Below are 16,516 nucleotides of genomic sequence, written 5' to 3'. Positions count from 1 at the left end.
GGGGGTCGTCAGTTGCTGACTGGAACGGGGGGAGGAAGCGCGCCGGAACGCGAGAAGCCGAGAGAGGAGCCTCTGCCATATCCTCTTGCCTCCTCATACGGCGTGGGACGCGCCGCCGGTCTCCAGGCCGCGACCGCGACGGGCAGCGGACGAACTGGTCCGGCCGATGCGTAACGCGGCTCGGAAGCGGCCGCTGGCGGTAGCACGGGGCGCGCGGCATGGGCAACGGAGACGGCGGCATGGTGGTCGGCATTATGTGTCAAATCGGGCGAAACCGGGGCGGGGTGCGTCCTGGGGGCCGTGACATGGGCCGCGACCGGCGGAAGCGTGGCCTGGGCCATCACGATCGGGCGTTCGGCCAGCCGCTCGGGGCGCGGCGCGGGCGGAGTCGCATCGGCGACGAGGACCCGGTGCGTCGTGACCGGTTCGGCGGCCGGCATCGCGGGGCGCTGCGCCGCCGCCACCACCATCGGCGCCTGGGCGACATGGGCCGGCGGGGGCGCCGACGCCATCGGGGCGGGGGGCTCGGCCGGACGTTCGGCGGGGGCCGGCGCATGGGAGGCCAGGCTGGCATCGAGATGGGCGCGGGGATCGACCGCCGCCAGCGGACGCGAGCCGGGCGCGGGCAGGCGCTCGGCCAGCGAGGCCATCTGGATGAACTGGGTGGGCGCCATCGGGTGCATGTCGGGCAGGAAGCGCGCCGACAGGCTGCCCAGCCGGTCGGGCTGGTTCAGCAGCGCCCATTCCGCGCGCAGCATCGCCGTCTGCTCGCGGATGTGCTGCGTGTCGCCGACGATCTGCGCGATCTGGTGGTCGAGAAGCGTCGTCTGGTGCTTCTTGGAATAGAGGAACAATCCGGACAGGCCGGCCATCACGGCGCATAGAAAGGTAAAGGATCGCATCATGGGCGACGCTCCGTGGGGCTGGTGGCTGGGATGTCCACGAGGGGAAGGCGTTCGATCGCGCGCAGGCGGGCGCTGCGGGCGCGGGAATTGGCGCGGCATTCGGCCTCGCCGGGGCGCAGGGTGCGCCCGGTGAGCAGCCGGAAGGAGGGAGCTTCGTCCCGCGCCTGGATCGAGCGGGGGTCGTAGCGCGAGGGGCCGGGCAGGCGGCCGGCCGCGCGGTGCATGGCCTGCTTGACCAGCCGGTCCTCCAGAGAGTGGAAGGACACGACGACCAGCCGGCCGCCGGGGGCCAGCAGCTCCAGCGCCTGATCGAGGCCCGCGCGGATCTGCCCCAGCTCGTCATTGACGTGGATGCGCAGGCCCTGGAACGAGCGGGTGGCGGGGTCGATGCCCGAGCGGTCGCCCGGCACGACCGAGCGGATGATCTCGGCCAGGCGGAATGTCGTCAGGATCGGGGCTTCGGCGCGGGCGGCGACGATGGCGCGGGCGACCCGGCGGGACAGCCGCTCTTCTCCATATTGATAGAGAATGTCGGCGAGGTCGGATTCGGCCGTCCGGTTCACGATATCGGCCGCCGTGGGGCCGGTGTCGCCCATGCGCATGTCCAGCGGCCCGTCATGGCGGAAGGAGAAGCCGCGCGCGCCTTCGTCGATCTGGAAGGACGAGACGCCGAGATCGAGCACCACGCCGTCGAGCGGCGGGGCGTCGCGCGCTTCGAGCAGGGCGCGCATGTCGCCGAATCCGCCCTCGACCATGTGCAGGCGGCTGGTGCCCTCGGCGGCGCGCAGTTCGGCCTGCAGGGCCTCGCCGCGCCGGATGGCGGCGGGGTCGCGGTCGATGGCCCACAGGGTGCAGCGGGCGGCGGCCAGGATGGCGCGGGCATAGCCGCCGCCGCCGAACGTGCCGTCGAGATAGGTCGCGCCGTCCCTGGGGGCCAGCATCTGCAGCACTTCCGCCAGCATGACGGGGACGTGGCCCGGCGGGGGCGTGGTGGTGAAGGGCGTTGTCATGGCGTTCATGCGTCGGCTTCCGGGCGCGGGGCGGGGCGGGCGCCGGAGAGGGTGCGCGAACGGGTGCGGGCTTCCACGCGGCGGCGTTCGGCGGCGGCGGGTTCCCAGATCTGGAAGGTTTTGCCCACGCCCATGAAGGCCACCGCCTCGGTCAGGCCGGCATGTTCCTTCAGCGGCTCGGGCAGGATGATCCGGCCTTCGCGGTCGGCGTCCATCGGGTAGGCGTCGGCATAGAGGGCGGCGGCCAGGTCGTCATGGTCGTCGGAAAAGATGTCCATGCGGTCCAGTGGCTGGCTGAGGGCGGCGAAGGCGGCGGGCGGCCAGGCTTCGATGCAGGGATGCAGGTGCGAGGGGCGCAGGATCACCAGCGATTCGCCGGCGGCGGCCTGGCTGCGGAGCGCGGTGCGGAAGGCGGCCGGAATCGAGACGCGGCCCTTGGCGTCGAGGCGGTTCTGGTGGGTGCCAAGGAACACACTCACGCTCTGCGATGCTCCCTCGGCTGGAATGGTTGTGGACGCAGGCGGGCCGGCGCCGCATGGGTGCCGTACTGGGTCTGCATGGGATATCATGGGATTTTATGGGACGTCAAATTAAACGCGCGGAAATTCTGGCGGAAAACCGCTGTTTTTTTAGAATTGTTCCAGTCGAGACATTGCGGGGGGTCAGTCTTCGCCCACGTTCGGGAGAGCAATGTCAATGGATGGCGAATGTTTATGTTCTGTTCTAGTTCCGGTGAGATCAAAACGAGAACAGATATTGTTCGCAGGACTGTCGGGCGTGCGATGCGGACTCGGGCACGCGATGCGGTGGATACGGGGGGGAAACGAGGCCAGACGGTCTGTAAGCCGGGTTCTGTCCACCTTCGAAGAAGGATGGGCGACCATTCCTCTGGGACGCGCCTTGCGGCACGCCTCACGCGACCAACCCGAACGACGGGGCGGAGGAGCCCCCGACGGTGCCGCGAGCGACCCGTCTGCCGTTCCTATTCGGTCTTGCTCCCGGTGGGGTTTGCCCTGCCGCCCGCGTTGCCGCGGGCGCGGTGCGCTCTTACCGCACCGTTTCACCCTTACCCGCACCATCTCCGGCGAACCGGAATGCCGTGTGGGCGGTCTGTTTTCTGTGGCACTTTCCCTGGGGTCGCCCCCGCCGGCCGTTAGCCGGCACCGTTCCTCCGTGGAGCCCGGACTTTCCTCCATCGCATGGAAACCCACGCAACAGCGGTCGCCCGACCGTCTGGCTGGCGGAAACTGACCGCGACACCGGGTTGCGTCAAGGGGGAATGCGCCGCATCAGACATAAGAGACTGTTTGAAAAGCCCCGCTAGCGGCGGCCTGACGGCGGTTTCCTGCGCGTCGGTGCTCACGGCCATCAAGGCCGCTCCGCTCCGATGCTCGCAAACCACCGCCAGACGCATGGCTGACGCCACGCTTCCACTCACTATCGGAGCTTTTGAAACAGCCTCTACAGAGATTTGGCAGGAGATGACGCATGGATCGGTCGGGGACGGGGCGGGAGCAGCCCGGAATGATGGCGCGCCTGCTGATGCGGCATCTGGGCGGGCGTGGCCGGTCCCGTCGGCAGGCGGCCCGGCCGCGTACGCTCGATACGCTGCGCCGGACGCTGGACCAGCCCTGTTTTCCGCAGGCGCTCTCCAGCCTGCCGCTGCGGCAGGTTCTGGCCCTGCGGGTGCCGGGGGTGGAGGAATTGCGGCCGGCGCGGCTGTATGTGCCTCATGGGCGGGTGCGGGGCGCGGTGCTGTTCATGCATGGCGGCGGATTCGTGCATTGCGGGCTCAATTCCCATCACGGGATCTGCTGCCGTCTGGCGCGGGAATCGGGGGCGGTGGTGCTGTCCTACGATTACCGTCTGGCGCCGGAGCATCGTTTCCCCGCCGCCATCGAGGATTGCCTGGCGGCGCTGGACTGGCTGGCGGGCGAGGCCTGGCGCTGGGGCGGAAAGGTAGCGGTGGCCGGGGACAGCGCGGGCGGCAACCTGGCGGCGGTGCTGGCGCTGCTGGCGCGCGACCGGGGCGGGCCGGATCTGGCGATGCAGTTGCTGTATTACCCGTCGCTCTACGGGGCGCGGGATGTGCCGTCACGCGAGCGCTATGCCGAGGGCTACATGCTCACGGCCCGGCTGATGGAATGGTATGGCGAGCAATATGCCCGCACGCCGGAGGACCTGACCCATCCGCTGCTGGCGCCGATCTTTGCCGATTCGCTGGCCGGGCTGCCGCCGGCGGTGATCGTGCCCGCGCAGTTCGATCCGCTTTATGACGAGGCCACGGGTTATGCCGAGGCGCTGCGGGCGGCGGGCGGGCGGGCGGAGGTTCGCTGCTTTCCCGGCACCATCCATGGCTATCTGAACATGTATTCGTTCATGCCCTGGGGGAAGGCGGCGATCCGGTTTGGCGGGCGGCGCCTGCGCGCGGCCTTCGCCGGGGCGGTCAGATCTGCTGGATAGTCGAGAAGTCGAAATCCTTCCCCGGCGGGTTCTCGCCGATGCGGATCGTGGTGGGGGTGGGCATCGCGTACGGGGGCACCGGCAGGTTGTAGGGGGCCGGCGCGCCGATGAAGACCCGGCCGGCGAGGTCGAATTTCGAGCCGTGGCAGGGGCAGGCATAGCCGCCCGGCCAGTTGGCGACAGGCGTGGTGGGGTCGGGAGCCGGGGAATAGGTCGGCACGCAGCCGAGATGGGTGCAGATTCCGACCACCACGCCATAGGCGGGCACGATCGAACGGTGCCAGTTGGCGGTGTAGGGGGGTTGCTGCACCGTGCCCGAGGACGGGTCGCGCAGGCGCGCCGTCAGCGATGCCTGTTGCAGCCGCGCCAGGGCCTCGGGCGTGCGGTGGGTGATGAAGACTGGGCTGCCGTGCCAGACCACGGTGATCTGCTGGCCGGGGGGCAGTTTCGACACGTCGACGTCGATCGGCGGGCGGGCCGAGCCGGCCTCGCCGGGGCGCAGGCTGTCGAGGAACGGCCAGGAGAAGGCCACCACGCCCGCGCCGCCGGCCGCTACCGTCAGCAGGGTCAGGAAATCGCGCCGGTTGCCGGTGGCCGGGGTGTCGGGGGCCTGGGCATCGGGCACGGTACTGTCGGTTTCAGTGGGGCCGGTCGTTGTCATCGGGGATCTGCCGGAGTTCTGGTCGTTGGAATGTGGTGGAGCCTGCCGGGGAATGTGGGCTGGTGAGCGAGAGCGTCGCGTGGCAGCGCGCATTCCCCGGCAGGCATCACTTCGGCATCGGGTGGTATGTGCCGGGCGACCCCCAGTCGGTCTGTACCGTCTGGTTGATGCGGTCGACCTTGAGCGTGAACAGCTTGGGCAGCGTCTTGCTGTCGCCGGGACAGGAGCCGGAATGTTTCTCCATCACGTCGAAACGCGCGGCATCGGGCGGGTCGTTGCCGTTGACGATGAACAGCAGGCAGCGGCCGGGGGTGTCGGTGGTCATGCCGTTATGCGTCACCACCGTGCGGAAATGCTCGACCAGGGCGGTGTCGTCGAACCAGTTCGCGTGGCGGAAGGTGATCTGGTCCGCCGCCTGGTCCAGCCAGCCCATGCGGGCGGCGACCGTGGCCAGCAGCACCAGCGGCACCACCATGACCACCCGGCGGATGATGCGCTGGCGGATGGTCCGTCGGGGGCGGCGCGGAGGCGTGCCTCCCGGCGGGGTGGTCGTCGTCGTGGCGGCCGGTGTCTTCATGCCATGTCCTCGTGCCAGGCGTGGCCGTCCTGGGCCAGCAGGGCGCGCGCGGCCTCGGGGCCCCAGCTTCCGGCCGGATAGGTTTGCAGGGGCACCTTGTTCTCGGCCCAGCCGCGCAGGATCGGATCGATCCAACGCCATGCGGCCTCGACCTCGTCGCGGCGGATGAACAGGATCGGGTCGCCGCGCACCACGTCGAGCAGCAGGCGCTCGTAGGCGTCGGGGTAGCGGGTGCCGAAAGCCTTCTCGAAGGCGATGTTGATGTCGGCCTGGCGCAGGGTGAGGCTGTCGGTCGGTGTCGGGTCCTTGGTCGAGACCGACAGGGTGACGCCTTCATCGGGCTGGATGCGGATCAGCAGCCGGTTCGCGCGCGGCTTGCCGGGGAAGATCGACCAGGGCGCCGCCTTGAACTGGATGACGATCTCGCTGCATTTTTCGGCCAGGCGCTTGCCCGAGCGCAGGTAGAACGGCACGTTGCCCCAGCGCCAGGAATGGATCTCGGCCCGGATGGCGACGTAGGTCTCGGTGTCGCTGGTCGCGTCCTCGCCCAGATCTTCCAGATAGCTGGGCAGGGTGTGGCCGTCATTGGTGCGGCCGCGCGCGTACTGGCCGCGTACCGTGAAGGCCGCCACGTCGTCGGGGGCGATCGGGCGCAGGGCGCGCAGCACCTTCAGCTTCTCGTTGCGCAGGCTGTCGGCTTCCAGCGAGCCGGGCGGGTCCATCGCCACCAGGCACAGCACCTGGAGCAGATGGTTCTGGATCATGTCGCGCAGGGCGCCGGACTTGTCGTAGTACGGGCCCCGGCTTTCGACGCCCACCGTCTCGGCGGCGGTGATCTGGACGTAGTCGATCGCGTCGCTGGACCACAGGCGCTCGAACACCGGGTTGGCGAAGCGCAGGGCGATCAGGTTCTGGACCGTTTCCTTGCCCAGATAGTGGTCGATGCGGAAAATATGGTTTTCGGGGAAATGGCGGCCGACATGGTCGTTGATCGCGTCCGCGCTTTCAAGATCGGTGCCGATCGGCTTTTCCAGCACCACGCGCGACTGGTCCGTGACCAGCCCGTGGCTGCTGAGATTCTCGCAGATCTGGCCGTACAGGCCTGGCGCGGTGGCCAGGTAGTAGACGCGGATGCGGTCCTGCGGCGCCTCGGAGAGCAGGGTCTTCAACGCCGGCCAGGTGCTGTCGGCTTCGGCGCCGTTCAGGCTGACATAATGGATCAGGTCGAGAAAGCGGCGCGCGGTTGCCTCGTCGAGATCGGCCGGCTTGACGAATTCGGTGAGGGCCTTTTCGGCGCGGCCCTGGTAGTCGGCGCGCGACAGGGGCGAGCGCGCGGTGCCGATGATGCGGGACTGATCGGGGATCTGCCCGTCGCGGTAGCGATAATACAGCGCCGGCAGCAGCTTGCGCATCGTCAGGTCGCCGGTCGCGCCGAAGACGATGTAGTCGAAAACATCAACGGGAGGGAGCTGGGGCATCGGATACGGCCTCCTTGCATCGGGTCGGAGCGTTACGGGGCGCACATGGCCTGTGCTTGAGACCGGCACCGTCGTCATGGGGGGGATGAGCTGCCTGCACGGGTTTGGGCCGAGCCCCCGCGACCTGTCAAGTTGCCATTGACCGGCCGCCAGCGTCACGATAAGCCCCCCGTTCGCTGACTGGTTGCGGCCCGATCCACGGTCCGGGACGGACCGGAGGGGCGAAATTCCATCCCAATGCTGGAGGCAGGCCGTTCCATGGACGCGGAAAATTTCGGTGATGACGACAAGGCTGCGGCGGTCGGCGGGATTGCGGCGGACCGGCTGCGCAGCATTATCGAGCGCGTCGAGCGCCTGGAAGAAGAGCGCAAGGCCTTGGCCGGCGACATCAAGGACATCTTCACCGAGGCGAAATCCGCCGGGTTCGATGTGAAGGTCATTCGCCAGATCATTCGCCTGCGCAAGCAGGAGCCGGCCGAGGTGGAAGAGCAGGAGACGCTGCTCGACATCTATCGCCGCGCCCTCGGCATGTAAAAAATCTGCCTTGAAAGCCGCCCTGCTGGCGATCCGACGCGCATTTTCTGCGCTTCGGTGCTCACGGCCATTCAGGCCGCTCCGCTCCGATGCTCGAAAATACACGACGGGCGCGCCGCTGCGCGGCGCTCTCGCTCAGCAGGCCAGCTTTCAAGGCAGATTTTACGTTTCGAGGGATATTTGTCTCGGGTATTGAGAGACTGCTTCAAAAGCGCCGTCAGGCCGCCGCCAGCGGGGTTTTTGAAGCAGTCTCTAGGCGTTCACGCGATCCTTGCGCGGGTGGTGGCTGATCTGGTCACATGGGCGGTGGGGTTCGTACTTTCCGTGGTCGTGCGCAGATGCCGTTTCCGTTTTCCGACTGGATGCCCTGGTGGTTGCAGCTCGCGCTGCTGATTCTGGGGATGCTGTTCATTTTCCTCTGGATGCTGGTGCCGTTCGCGGTGTTCGGCGTGAAGGGGCGGCTGGATGCCCTGGCATTGCAGATCGAGGATCTGCAGGCCGAATTGCGGGTGCTGGCCGTTCGCCCCGAGGAGCGGGCACCGGTTTCACCGGTGGCGCCACGCCCCGCGCCGACCGCGGCACCCGTGGTCGAGCCCGTGGCGCCTCCGCCGCCGCCGGTGCGCGCGCCGGGGCCGGTGGCGGCCAGCGACGCCTATGCGGCCCGGCCCGAGCGCCCGGTTTCGCCCCCCCGCCCGACCCGCTTCGACCCGCCGCCCGCCGCTCCGGCCAGCGTGCGCGCCGCGCCGCCGGTCGAGCCGCCGGCCTATGCCCCGCGTTCGGGCGCGCCGGTTTCGCATGATGCCGCGCGGCCCATGCCCTGGCATGAGCGGCCGGCCGCCGCGCCGCGCGATCCGGGTTTCGTGCCGCCTGAAGCGGCGCGACCGCCCGTCATGCCGCCGCCGGTTGCGCCCGTCGTGTCCGAACCGGCCGACGAGGCACCCGTGCGGCCGGTCTATCGCATGCCGGCAGGGCGCGAAGTGCGTGCGTCGCGTGACGATGACTGGGACAATCGGCCGCGATCCGAACCCTCCCTGCGCTGGCCGCCGCGTACCTGAGCCGGGTTACAGCATTGCGAGCCTGAGCGGAGATGCGGGCTGGTGAGCGAGAGTGTCACGCAGCGGCCCGGCCGTCGTGTGTTTCCGAGCACCGGAGCGGAGCGGCCTTGAGGCCGTTCGCCGTGCAGTATAGGCGGGCCGGATCGTAGGCGGCCCTTGCACTGCGAGCCTGAGTGGAGATGTGGGCTGGTGAGCGAGAGTGTCACACAGCGGCCCGGCCGTCGTGTGTTTCCGAGCACCGAAGCGGAGCGGCCTTGATGGCCGTGAGCATTGGAGCGCAGGGAACGCGGGCCGGATCGTGGGCAGCCGTTGCATTGCGAGCCTGAGCGGAGATGTGGGCTGGTGAGCGAGAGGGTCGCGCAGCGGCCCGGCCGTCGTGTGTTTCCGAGCACCGAAGCGGAGCGGTCTTGATGGCCGTGAGCATTGGAGCGCAGGGAACGCGCGCCGGATCGCCACCAGCGCGCATCTCCGCTCAGGCGGTGAGGACGAGGTCGTCGCGGTGGATGATCTCGTCACGGCCGCGCCAGCCCAGCAGGGCTTCGATGTCGTCCGAGCGGTGGCCGGCGATCTGGCGGGCGTCGGTGGCGCCGTAGGCCGACAGGCCGCGCGCGATCTCGTTGCCGTCCATGTCGGTGACCAGTACGAGGTCGCCCCGTTCGAAGGTGCCCTCGACCGTGCGCACGCCGGCCGGAAGCAGGGATGACCCTGCCGCCAGGGCCCGCCGCGCGCCGTCGTCGATCGCCATCTGGCCGGCCGGGGCCAGGCCGCCGGCGATCCAGCGCTTGCGGGCCGACCGCCCCTCGGGTAGCGGCAGGAACCACGAGCAGCGCGCGCCGTCGCGCAGGCGTGCCAGCGGGTGCGGGTCCTTGCCCAGCGTGATCGCCATGGCGCAGCCGGCCTGGGTGGCGATGCGGGCCGCCATCAGCTTGGTGCGCATGCCGCCGGAGGAATAGCCCGGCGGCGGGGCGCCGCCCATGGCCTCGATATCGGCCGTGAGCGCGGTGATGACGGGCAGGTGGCGGGCGGCGGGGTCGATCCTGGGGTCGGCGGTGTAGAGGCCGTCGATGTCCGACAGCAGCACGAGCTGGTCGGCGCCCGTCATTTCCGCGACCCGGGCCGCCAGGCGGTCATTGTCGCCGAAGCGGATCTCGGTGGTGGCGATGGCGTCGTTTTCGTTGATCACGGGCACACAGCCCAGCCCCAGCAGGGTGTCGAGCGTGGCGCGGGCGTTCAGGTAGCGGCGTCGGTCTTCGGTGTCGCCGGGGGTCAGCAGCAACTGCGCCGCGACCAGCCCGTGCGCCGACAGGGCGTCGGTCCATGCCTGGGCGAGGCGGATCTGCCCGACCGAGGCGGCGGCCTGCTTTTCCTCCAGCCGCAGGGTGCGGCGGGTCAGGCCCAGGCTGTGCCGGGCCAGCGCGATAGCGCCGGAGGAGACGAGGATGATTTCGGTGCCCGCGCGCCGCAGGGCGGCGACATCGGCTGCCACGCTGTCCAGCCAGTCGGTGCGTGGGGCGGCGTTTTGCGAATCCACCACCAGCGCGCTGCCGATCTTGACGACCAGCCGGCGGGCCGTGCCCAGGCTGGGCAGGTCCTCGCCCGTCACGGCGTGGGCTCGGGCCATTGGGGGGTGGCCGGCGGGGCCTCGTGGCGTTCGGCCTCGCGAATCGCGGTGACTTCGTCCTGCAGCAGCCGCAGCACGTCGTCCAGCCCCTGGCGGGTGACGCCGGAGAGGGTGACGACCTTCGCCCCGCTGGCCTTTTCCAGCGCGCGGCGGCGGCTGGAAATCTGCTGCGGGGTCATGGCGTCGATCTTGTTGAGGGCGATGATCTCGGGCTTGGCGGCCAGGCCGGGATCGTAGGCTTCCAGCTCGTGGCGGATGGTGCGCCAGGCCTTGACCACGTCGCCGGCCGCGCCGTCGATCAGGTGCAGCAGGACCGCGCAGCGCTCGACATGGCCCAGGAAGCGGTCGCCCAGGCCCGCGCCTTCATGCGCGCCGGCGATCAGGCCGGGGATGTCGGCAATGACGAATTCCTCGGACACCGACAGGCGCACGACGCCGAGCTGCGGATGCAGGGTGGTGAAGGGGTAGTCCGCGATCTTGGGCCGTGCGGCCGAGACGACGGAGAGGAAAGTGGATTTGCCGGCGTTCGGCAGGCCGACCAGCCCGACATCGGCGATCAGCTTCAGGCGCAGCCAGATCCAGCGTTCCTCGCCCGGCCAGCCCTTGTCGGCGCGGCGGGGGGCGCGGTTGGTGCTGGTCTTGTAATGCGCGTTGCCGTGGCCGCCATCGCCGCCATGGCACAGCACGATGCGCTTGCCGGGTTCGTCGAGGTCGGCGAGCATCGTCTCGCGGTCCTCGTCGAAGATCTGGGTGCCGATCGGCACCTGGATCACCACCGTCGGCGCGGCAGCGCCCGTGCGGTCGGAGCCGGCGCCGTTGCCGCCCTTGCGGGCGCGGAAATGCTGGGTGTAGCGGAAATCGATCAGCGTGTTCAGGTTGCTGGCCGCGACGAACACGATGTCGCCGCCGCGCCCGCCCTTGCCGCCGTCCGGACCGCCGAATTCGATGTATTTCTCGCGCCGGAAGGCCACGACGCCGTCGCCGCCGTCACCGGACTTTACGTAGATCTTGGCTTGGTCGAGGAATTTCATCGTAATGGTCCGGTGGCAGCGTGTGGTCGCGGCGGGAGTATATCCCACCATGACGCAAAAAGGGCCGGTCCCGAGGACCGGCCCTTTGCGGGGTCGAAAACGGTCCCGAGAAGCGGGGTGCTTACTCGGCCGCGATCGGCAGCGCTTCGACCGACACGTGCACGCGGCCTTCGGCGCGGCGCTCGAACTTCACGTGGCCATCGACCAGCGCGAAGATCGTGTGGTCGCGGCCGAGGCCGACATTGGTGCCCGGCTTCATCTTGGTGCCGCGCTGACGGAGGATGATGTTGCCGGCGATCACGCTTTCGCCGCCGAACTTCTTGACGCCGAGACGACGTCCGGCGCTATCGCGCCCGTTGCGGGATGAACCGCCTGCCTTTTTTTGTGCCATTGCCTGAACTCCTGACTCTGAACTGACCTGATAAGCCTGCCGGCGGCGTGTTTACGCCGCCTGGCGGATTCAGGCGGCGTTGATCTCGGCGATGCGCAGCACGGTGACGGGCTGGCGATGGCCGTTCTTGCGGCGGCTGTTCTGCCGGCGGCGCTTCTTGAAGATGATGACCGTGTCCAGACGGTCCTGCGCGATGACCGTGGCGGTCACGGTGGCGCCGGGAACCAGCGGGGCGCCGATCGTCGTGCCGCTCTCGCCGCCGACGGCGAGGACGTCGGTGAAGGTGATGGTGGAGCCGGCTTCGGCTTCCAGCTTCTCGACCTTCAGGACGGTGTTGGGGGAAACGCGATACTGCTTTCCACCGGTACGAATGACTGCGAACATGCTCTAACCTGTCTTTCCGATCTCTTGGCGCGTGCGGCCCCGGAGCGGGACAGGCGACGCGACCCAGTCGCTTTTTTTTATTGGCCGTGCGGGCACGGCTACCCCTCGTCAGCGCGGGGGCGAGGTGCGGCTTTTACTGCCGGCTGCCGCGCGCCGTCAACCGCCGATTGATGGGGCGGGCGCGGGAGGGGCCAATATTATGTCGGAAAAACGCATCAAGGTCTCTTGCACGCCCCGCGGCACCACCCTATAAGCCCGATCCATCGCCGCTAGCGAAGACGGAGAGGTGCCGGAGCGGTCGATCGGGGCGGTCTCGAAAACCGTTGTGCGTGCAAGCGTACCGTGGGTTCGAATCCCACCCTCTCCGCCAGAGACCGCAGAAAACAGCCATTTTCAGGCTGTGCAAAACGCCCCCCCCCCAAAAATCCGCCCTAATTTCTGTGTAAATCCGTGCAAATGACCTTTTGGGGTTGTTTGCACAAGGGATTGTGGCGGCATGGCCGAAGCTGTGTGGCGGCGCGTTGCGCCGGGTATCTATTAGCGCGGCGCGGCGCAATATCAGGTCAAGATCGCTCGCAAGGCCCTGTCCATCGTCGAGACGTTCGACAGCTTCGAGGATGCCGAGCGCTTCTGGGCAAAGACCATCACCGAGATTGACGGAGGGGTGTATGTCGATCCGACACGCGAACGCGAAACGCCTCTGGTCGATGTGCTGGATAAATACGAGAAGGAAGTGACCCCGACGAAGCGCGGGGCACGCCGACCTTCATCTCGAAGAGGGCAAGTTGGCGTCGTCCAGATCGTCGTCGGCCAGAGAAGACCTCCGCGACTGGAAGCCTTGCGGATGTCACAGGCGTGACTGAATCTCGGCTGTTTCCCTCACCGTGCATAACGAAAACTGCCCACTCTGGCTGCCTGAATGCCGTTGAAACGCCCCGTAAAAGAAGTTATATTTAAATATAACATTCGGCAGGCCAATTAGGAGCGATCAATGCACACCACCAATCTCCGCAAGGTCGGCGGGTCGGTCATGATGGCTGTTCCTCCCGCCGTCCTGGAGACCTTGCATCTGTCCGTAGGCGCCAAGGTCTCGATCACCGTGATCGAGGGGCGCTTGGTCGTCGAACCGAAAGCCAGGCCGAAATACACGATGGCCGAACTTCTGGCCGCGTCGGACTATTCCCAGCCTCACGCGCCGGAAGATCGTGAATGGGTCGATGCCCCGGCGGTCGGGGGTGAGCTTCTGTGAAGCGTGGCGACATCTATAAGGTCGATCTGGACCCGACCGAAGGCAGAGAACAGCAAGGATACCGGCCCGTTCTGATCGTGTCGCCCGACGAGTTCAATCGGGTCACGCGCCTGCCAGTCATCCTGCCCATCACGAATGGTGGCGACTTTGCCCGCCGGCTGGGCTTTGCCGTGTCACTGACAGGAAGCGGGACGGAAACGACCGGCATCATCCGGTGCGATCAGCCCCGCGTTCTGGACCTGAATGCCAGGAATGGCCGGCTGGTTGAGTCCTTGCCTGATGAAGTTATGGACGAGGTTCTGGCGAAGGTGGTGACGATCTTCGAGTGAGGGGCGTCCTTGGGGAAAAGGGGTTTTGGGGGAGTCAGTCGGGGTCAGGCTCTCGGCATGAAGGCTGGGCTCGTCCGCCAGCGATCCCTGCTGCGGGAACGGCTTGTACAGGCGTGAGCTATGTCCTGTCTGGCGAACAGAAGCCTTCGACGTCAAAGCTCTCGCCGCATGCGCTCGCGCAATTCATTGCATCTTTTGGCGTAACGCGAGGCTTTTGAGGCGGTGAACAGATTGACGCATAAGGCGCCGGCCAAAGAAATAAAAGAGAGGCTCGTCAGAATCTCGCCGGACATGGAAAGCGTTTCGTCATAATGGGTGGCTGAATACCATAAAAGAGCAAGGCTCAATACTGCCCCAAAGAAGCCGAAGACACCTGTCGAGCGCAGAAGGGAATCTTCAGTGCTCTCAAACGCACCTGTTTCGCGCCACAGATCGAATAACTGCCGGTCTATTGCTCCAACGGCCGCGGCATGCTTGCTCTCTTCTTCCGGCGTGCGCTTGTGGGGGTTCTTCCGGTGGATCTCCAATTCTTCCCTCGCCTTGGCGAAGACACGCCGCCGCTCCTTGATCGCGGGCAGGCTGATATCCACAAAGCTGAATATGGCGACGTTAAGACCCGCAGATAATTGCGCGATGGCCTGAAAATCTCCCCAAGTCGTCATCTGGGTTGAGTCCTCTTTCCCTGTATCGGTACTGGACAGAGTTAATCAACGATGCCCGGGACAGGTAGTAAGAGGAACGCGCATCTGCCCTTATAAGGAGCCATTACCTTGGGGCCTGTCGGGCCATGCGCGTCGGGGCGGGTGGCCATCCGCCTGACCGTCGGGGTCTGCCGCCATCCGTCGTGGCCCGGTAATACCGGAAGAGAGAAAAGCTGAGGCGCCATATTGGAAATGGGACGAAATTTTCGGGTAGTTTGACGATGGCTTACGCGAGCGCGCGGCCTGATCTGAGCGAACGATAAGAGGGTGTTTGAAAAGTCGGCCTGCTGAGCGAGTGTGCCGCACAGCGGCACGTCCGGCGTGTATTTTTGAGCATCGGAGAGCGGAGCGGCCTTGATGGCCGTGAGCACCGAAGTGCCGCAAATGCGCGTTGGATCGCCGGCAGGGTGACTTTGCAAACAGAACGGCCAAGGCAGGATTGCTGGGCCGGACATGCGCTGCGCGATCTGGGGCCTGCCGGGTGCTACCCTACCCCTGGTGCATCGCCGGCGCGACGCCGCCAAATCCATGAGGAAACCGCCCGACCGGCCCCGCCGAGAAGGCCGGCGCGGCAGTCCGGGGAAGGGGCCGGGGCACGGTGGGGGACGGTACGGTACCATCCTTCGATGGTCGATGTTCAGGCGACAATCGCCCCGACCTCGGCGGCCGGGGCGGTATTCAGGGGGGTTATTGCGCCTTGATGCGTTCGATCACGTCGAGCCAGAAGCCCTGTTCCTTGAGGTCCAGCATTTCCAGCGCCACGCCGTAGCGCTTCTCGGCTTCCGCGAGTGCCTGGTTCCCGAGTTCCTTCACCATCTGTTCGGCTTTCTCTTTTGGATGCAACGCCATTGAGTTCGTCCTTCAGATTTGAAATTGGTCATCGGATCGTGCGATCCGGGGCCGGGAGCGAGTTAAGCCTTAAATCCGGGCGGAGCCAATATGGTCGATGTCCGGACGCTGGGCAGCATCGGAATGCGGCCATGAACCGCGACCGGTCGTTAAGGGCAGATGTGCGTTCCCCTTACTACCTTCGGGAACCATTTTTCGTTATGAATTCCGTCGCATATGGAAAATGGGTAAGAGGGCGTAACCCGGATGACGACATGGGGAGATTTTCAGGCCATCACGCAATTATCTGCGGGTCTCAACGTCGCTATATTGAGCTTTGTGGATATCAGCCTGCCCGCGATCAAGGAGCGGCGGCGTGTCTTCGCCAAGGCGAGAGACGAACTGGAGATCCACCGGAAAAATCCCCATAAGCGTACGACGGCGGAAAAGAGCGATCATGCCGAAGCTGTTGGAGCAGTGGACCGGCAGTTATTCGATTTGTGGCGCGAAACAGCCGCATTCGAGAGTGTTGAGGATTCTCTCATGCGCTCGACAGGGGTCTTCGGCTTCTTCGGGGCGATATTGAGCCTTGGCCTCTTATGGTATTCAGCTATTCATTACAACGACATACTTTCCCTGTCTGGCGAAATGCTGACAAGCCTTTCTTTTATTTCTTTGGCTGGTGCATTGGGTGTCAATTTGTTCACCGCCTCGAAAGCCTCGCATTACGCCAAGAAGTGCAATGAGTTACGTGAGCACATGAGAAAAAAACTTTGACGCTGTGTCCATGGATGGGCTCGCTCCTCGGCGCGGCGTGATCGTGGCTTGCCGGGCTGGCAGCATGGCTCGTCCGGGGGCGTGACCGGCATTCCGAACAGAGGACGCTGTTTCAAAAACTCCGATGTCGGGCGGTGCTTGGCACTGGCCATGCCTCCGGCGGCGGTTTTCGCGTATCGGAGCGGAACCGCCCCGAGGGCGATGAATCCCGAAGCGCCGGCAAACGCCGTCAGGTTGCCGCCAGCGGGGCGTTTGACGCCGCCTCCGTGGCATGCCGACGAATGGTTGGCCCACTCTCCCAAGCCGATTCGAGGTTGAGCGGAAGGCCTGGCGTCGTTTGGGTATCAGTAGGGGATGCCGGGGATTGATATCCCTGTGACACGCCCCCTCAAGGGAGACGGTCCATTGGTGGCCAGTCGTGATGCTTCCCTCCCTGCATTGTGTTCCTGACAGTGATGGATCGGCCATATGACGCGCATGCGCGGATGTCGGCGTCGGCCATGATTGGCATGTGACGCGCTG

The 16,516-nt window shown here is 66.6% G+C and carries 18 protein-coding genes, 1 tRNA gene and 1 other RNA gene; 7 read left to right on the top strand and 13 right to left on the bottom strand.

From position 1 onward, the window contains the following. Nucleotides 1-8 precede the first annotated feature (8 nt). The 4 genes from ftsL to rnpB all read right to left on the bottom strand — a co-directional run bounded on the left by ftsL (nt 9) and on the right by rnpB (nt 3,152). Entirely contained in the window at nt 9-905 is an 897-nt protein-coding gene (gene ftsL, locus ACMAUO_RS04725) for a cell division protein FtsL (RefSeq protein ID WP_420355815.1), read from the bottom strand. After that, nucleotides 902-1,915, bottom strand: a complete 1,014-nt coding sequence (gene rsmH / locus ACMAUO_RS04720; RefSeq protein ID WP_420357201.1) for a 16S rRNA (cytosine(1402)-N(4))-methyltransferase RsmH — start codon at nt 1,913-1,915, stop codon at nt 902-904. Before rsmH ends, ftsL begins: the two co-directional genes overlap by 4 nt. 5 nt (nt 1,916-1,920) lie before the next feature. After that, the gene (gene mraZ / locus ACMAUO_RS04715; protein ID WP_420355814.1) at nt 1,921-2,394 is read right to left on the bottom strand and encodes a division/cell wall cluster transcriptional repressor MraZ; all 474 of its coding nucleotides are present in this window, start codon (nt 2,392-2,394) and stop codon (nt 1,921-1,923) included. A 346-nt stretch (nt 2,395-2,740) separates the two neighbouring features. After that, nucleotides 2,741-3,152, bottom strand: an RNA gene (rnpB, locus tag ACMAUO_RS04710) — RNase P RNA component class A. Nucleotides 3,153-3,403: 251 nt separating this feature from the next. Between rnpB and ACMAUO_RS04705 the strand changes: the two genes are divergently transcribed. Further along, nucleotides 3,404-4,378, top strand: coding sequence for an alpha/beta hydrolase (locus ACMAUO_RS04705; RefSeq protein WP_420355813.1), 975 nt, complete (start codon nt 3,404-3,406; stop codon nt 4,376-4,378). Here the strand turns inward: ACMAUO_RS04705 and petA are convergent. From petA to zwf, 3 genes are all read right to left on the bottom strand, one after another. Next, a complete protein-coding gene (gene petA / locus ACMAUO_RS04700; protein WP_420355812.1) occupies nt 4,362-5,039 on the bottom strand; it encodes a ubiquinol-cytochrome c reductase iron-sulfur subunit in 678 nt (225 codons plus the stop codon). The two genes, ACMAUO_RS04705 and petA, sit on opposite strands and share 17 nt — an antisense overlap. Before the next feature lie 106 nt (nt 5,040-5,145). Beyond that, nucleotides 5,146-5,616: a hypothetical protein gene (locus ACMAUO_RS04695; RefSeq protein WP_420355811.1), complete on the bottom strand. Its 471-nt coding sequence runs from the start codon at nt 5,614-5,616 to the stop codon at nt 5,146-5,148. Further along, nucleotides 5,613-7,094, bottom strand: a complete 1,482-nt coding sequence (zwf, locus tag ACMAUO_RS04690; protein WP_420355810.1) for a glucose-6-phosphate dehydrogenase — start codon at nt 7,092-7,094, stop codon at nt 5,613-5,615. The genes ACMAUO_RS04695 and zwf overlap by 4 nt, the downstream gene beginning before the upstream one ends. A gap of 258 nt (nt 7,095-7,352) precedes the next feature. Between zwf and ACMAUO_RS04685 the strand changes: the two genes are divergently transcribed. After that, the gene (locus ACMAUO_RS04685; protein WP_114727655.1) at nt 7,353-7,628 is read left to right on the top strand and encodes a DUF2312 domain-containing protein; all 276 of its coding nucleotides are present in this window, start codon (nt 7,353-7,355) and stop codon (nt 7,626-7,628) included. 338 nt (nt 7,629-7,966) lie between these two features. Continuing rightward, complete coding sequence (locus tag ACMAUO_RS04680) at nt 7,967-8,683, top strand: hypothetical protein (RefSeq protein ID WP_420355809.1); 717 nt, start codon at nt 7,967-7,969, stop codon at nt 8,681-8,683. 472 nt (nt 8,684-9,155) lie between these two features. Here ACMAUO_RS04680 and proB read toward each other — a convergent pair whose 3' ends face one another. The 4 genes from proB to rplU all read right to left on the bottom strand — a co-directional run bounded on the left by proB (nt 9,156) and on the right by rplU (nt 12,110). Beyond that, the gene (gene proB / locus ACMAUO_RS04675) at nt 9,156-10,304 is read right to left on the bottom strand and encodes a glutamate 5-kinase (protein ID WP_420355808.1); all 1,149 of its coding nucleotides are present in this window, start codon (nt 10,302-10,304) and stop codon (nt 9,156-9,158) included. After that, on the bottom strand, nt 10,283-11,335 hold the full coding sequence (obgE, locus tag ACMAUO_RS04670; RefSeq protein WP_420355807.1) for a GTPase ObgE: 1,053 nt from the start codon (nt 11,333-11,335) through the stop codon (nt 10,283-10,285). The genes proB and obgE overlap by 22 nt, the downstream gene beginning before the upstream one ends. A gap of 121 nt (nt 11,336-11,456) precedes the next feature. Then, entirely contained in the window at nt 11,457-11,726 is a 270-nt protein-coding gene (gene rpmA / locus ACMAUO_RS04665) for a 50S ribosomal protein L27 (protein WP_114727575.1), read from the bottom strand. A gap of 69 nt (nt 11,727-11,795) precedes the next feature. Next, complete coding sequence (gene rplU / locus ACMAUO_RS04660) at nt 11,796-12,110, bottom strand: 50S ribosomal protein L21 (protein ID WP_114727576.1); 315 nt, start codon at nt 12,108-12,110, stop codon at nt 11,796-11,798. 280 nt (nt 12,111-12,390) lie between these two features. On the opposite strand from rplU, the gene ACMAUO_RS04655 reads away from it, so the two are divergent. The 3 genes from ACMAUO_RS04655 to ACMAUO_RS04645 all read left to right on the top strand — a co-directional run bounded on the left by ACMAUO_RS04655 (nt 12,391) and on the right by ACMAUO_RS04645 (nt 13,688). Then, nucleotides 12,391-12,480 (top strand) — tRNA-Ser (locus ACMAUO_RS04655). A 621-nt stretch (nt 12,481-13,101) separates the two neighbouring features. Beyond that, nucleotides 13,102-13,359 (top strand): AbrB/MazE/SpoVT family DNA-binding domain-containing protein, encoded by a 258-nt coding sequence (locus ACMAUO_RS04650; protein ID WP_420355806.1) that lies wholly within the window; start codon nt 13,102-13,104, stop codon nt 13,357-13,359. Continuing rightward, on the top strand, nt 13,356-13,688 hold the full coding sequence (locus ACMAUO_RS04645) for a type II toxin-antitoxin system PemK/MazF family toxin (protein WP_420355805.1): 333 nt from the start codon (nt 13,356-13,358) through the stop codon (nt 13,686-13,688). The genes ACMAUO_RS04650 and ACMAUO_RS04645 overlap by 4 nt, the downstream gene beginning before the upstream one ends. A 152-nt stretch (nt 13,689-13,840) precedes the next feature. On the opposite strand, the gene ACMAUO_RS04640 is transcribed toward ACMAUO_RS04645, so the two are convergent. Together ACMAUO_RS04640 and ACMAUO_RS04635 are read right to left on the bottom strand one after the other, a co-directional pair. Next, nucleotides 13,841-14,350, bottom strand: coding sequence for a hypothetical protein (locus ACMAUO_RS04640; RefSeq protein ID WP_420355804.1), 510 nt, complete (start codon nt 14,348-14,350; stop codon nt 13,841-13,843). Nucleotides 14,351-15,076: 726 nt separating this feature from the next. Then, nucleotides 15,077-15,238, bottom strand: a complete 162-nt coding sequence (locus ACMAUO_RS04635; protein ID WP_420355803.1) for a hypothetical protein — start codon at nt 15,236-15,238, stop codon at nt 15,077-15,079. A 246-nt stretch (nt 15,239-15,484) separates the two neighbouring features. Between ACMAUO_RS04635 and ACMAUO_RS04630 the strand changes: the two genes are divergently transcribed. Next, nucleotides 15,485-15,994: a hypothetical protein gene (locus ACMAUO_RS04630; protein ID WP_420355802.1), complete on the top strand. Its 510-nt coding sequence runs from the start codon at nt 15,485-15,487 to the stop codon at nt 15,992-15,994. The last annotated feature ends 522 nt before the right edge of the window (nt 15,995-16,516 follow it).

The sequence above is a fragment of the Gluconacetobacter brunescens genome, from assembly GCF_048695475.1.
In the GTDB taxonomy this organism is placed as follows: Bacteria; Pseudomonadota; Alphaproteobacteria; order Acetobacterales; family Acetobacteraceae; genus Gluconacetobacter.
The sequence above is the reverse complement of the archived record's forward strand: the minus strand, read 5'-3'. Positions and strand labels throughout refer to the sequence as shown.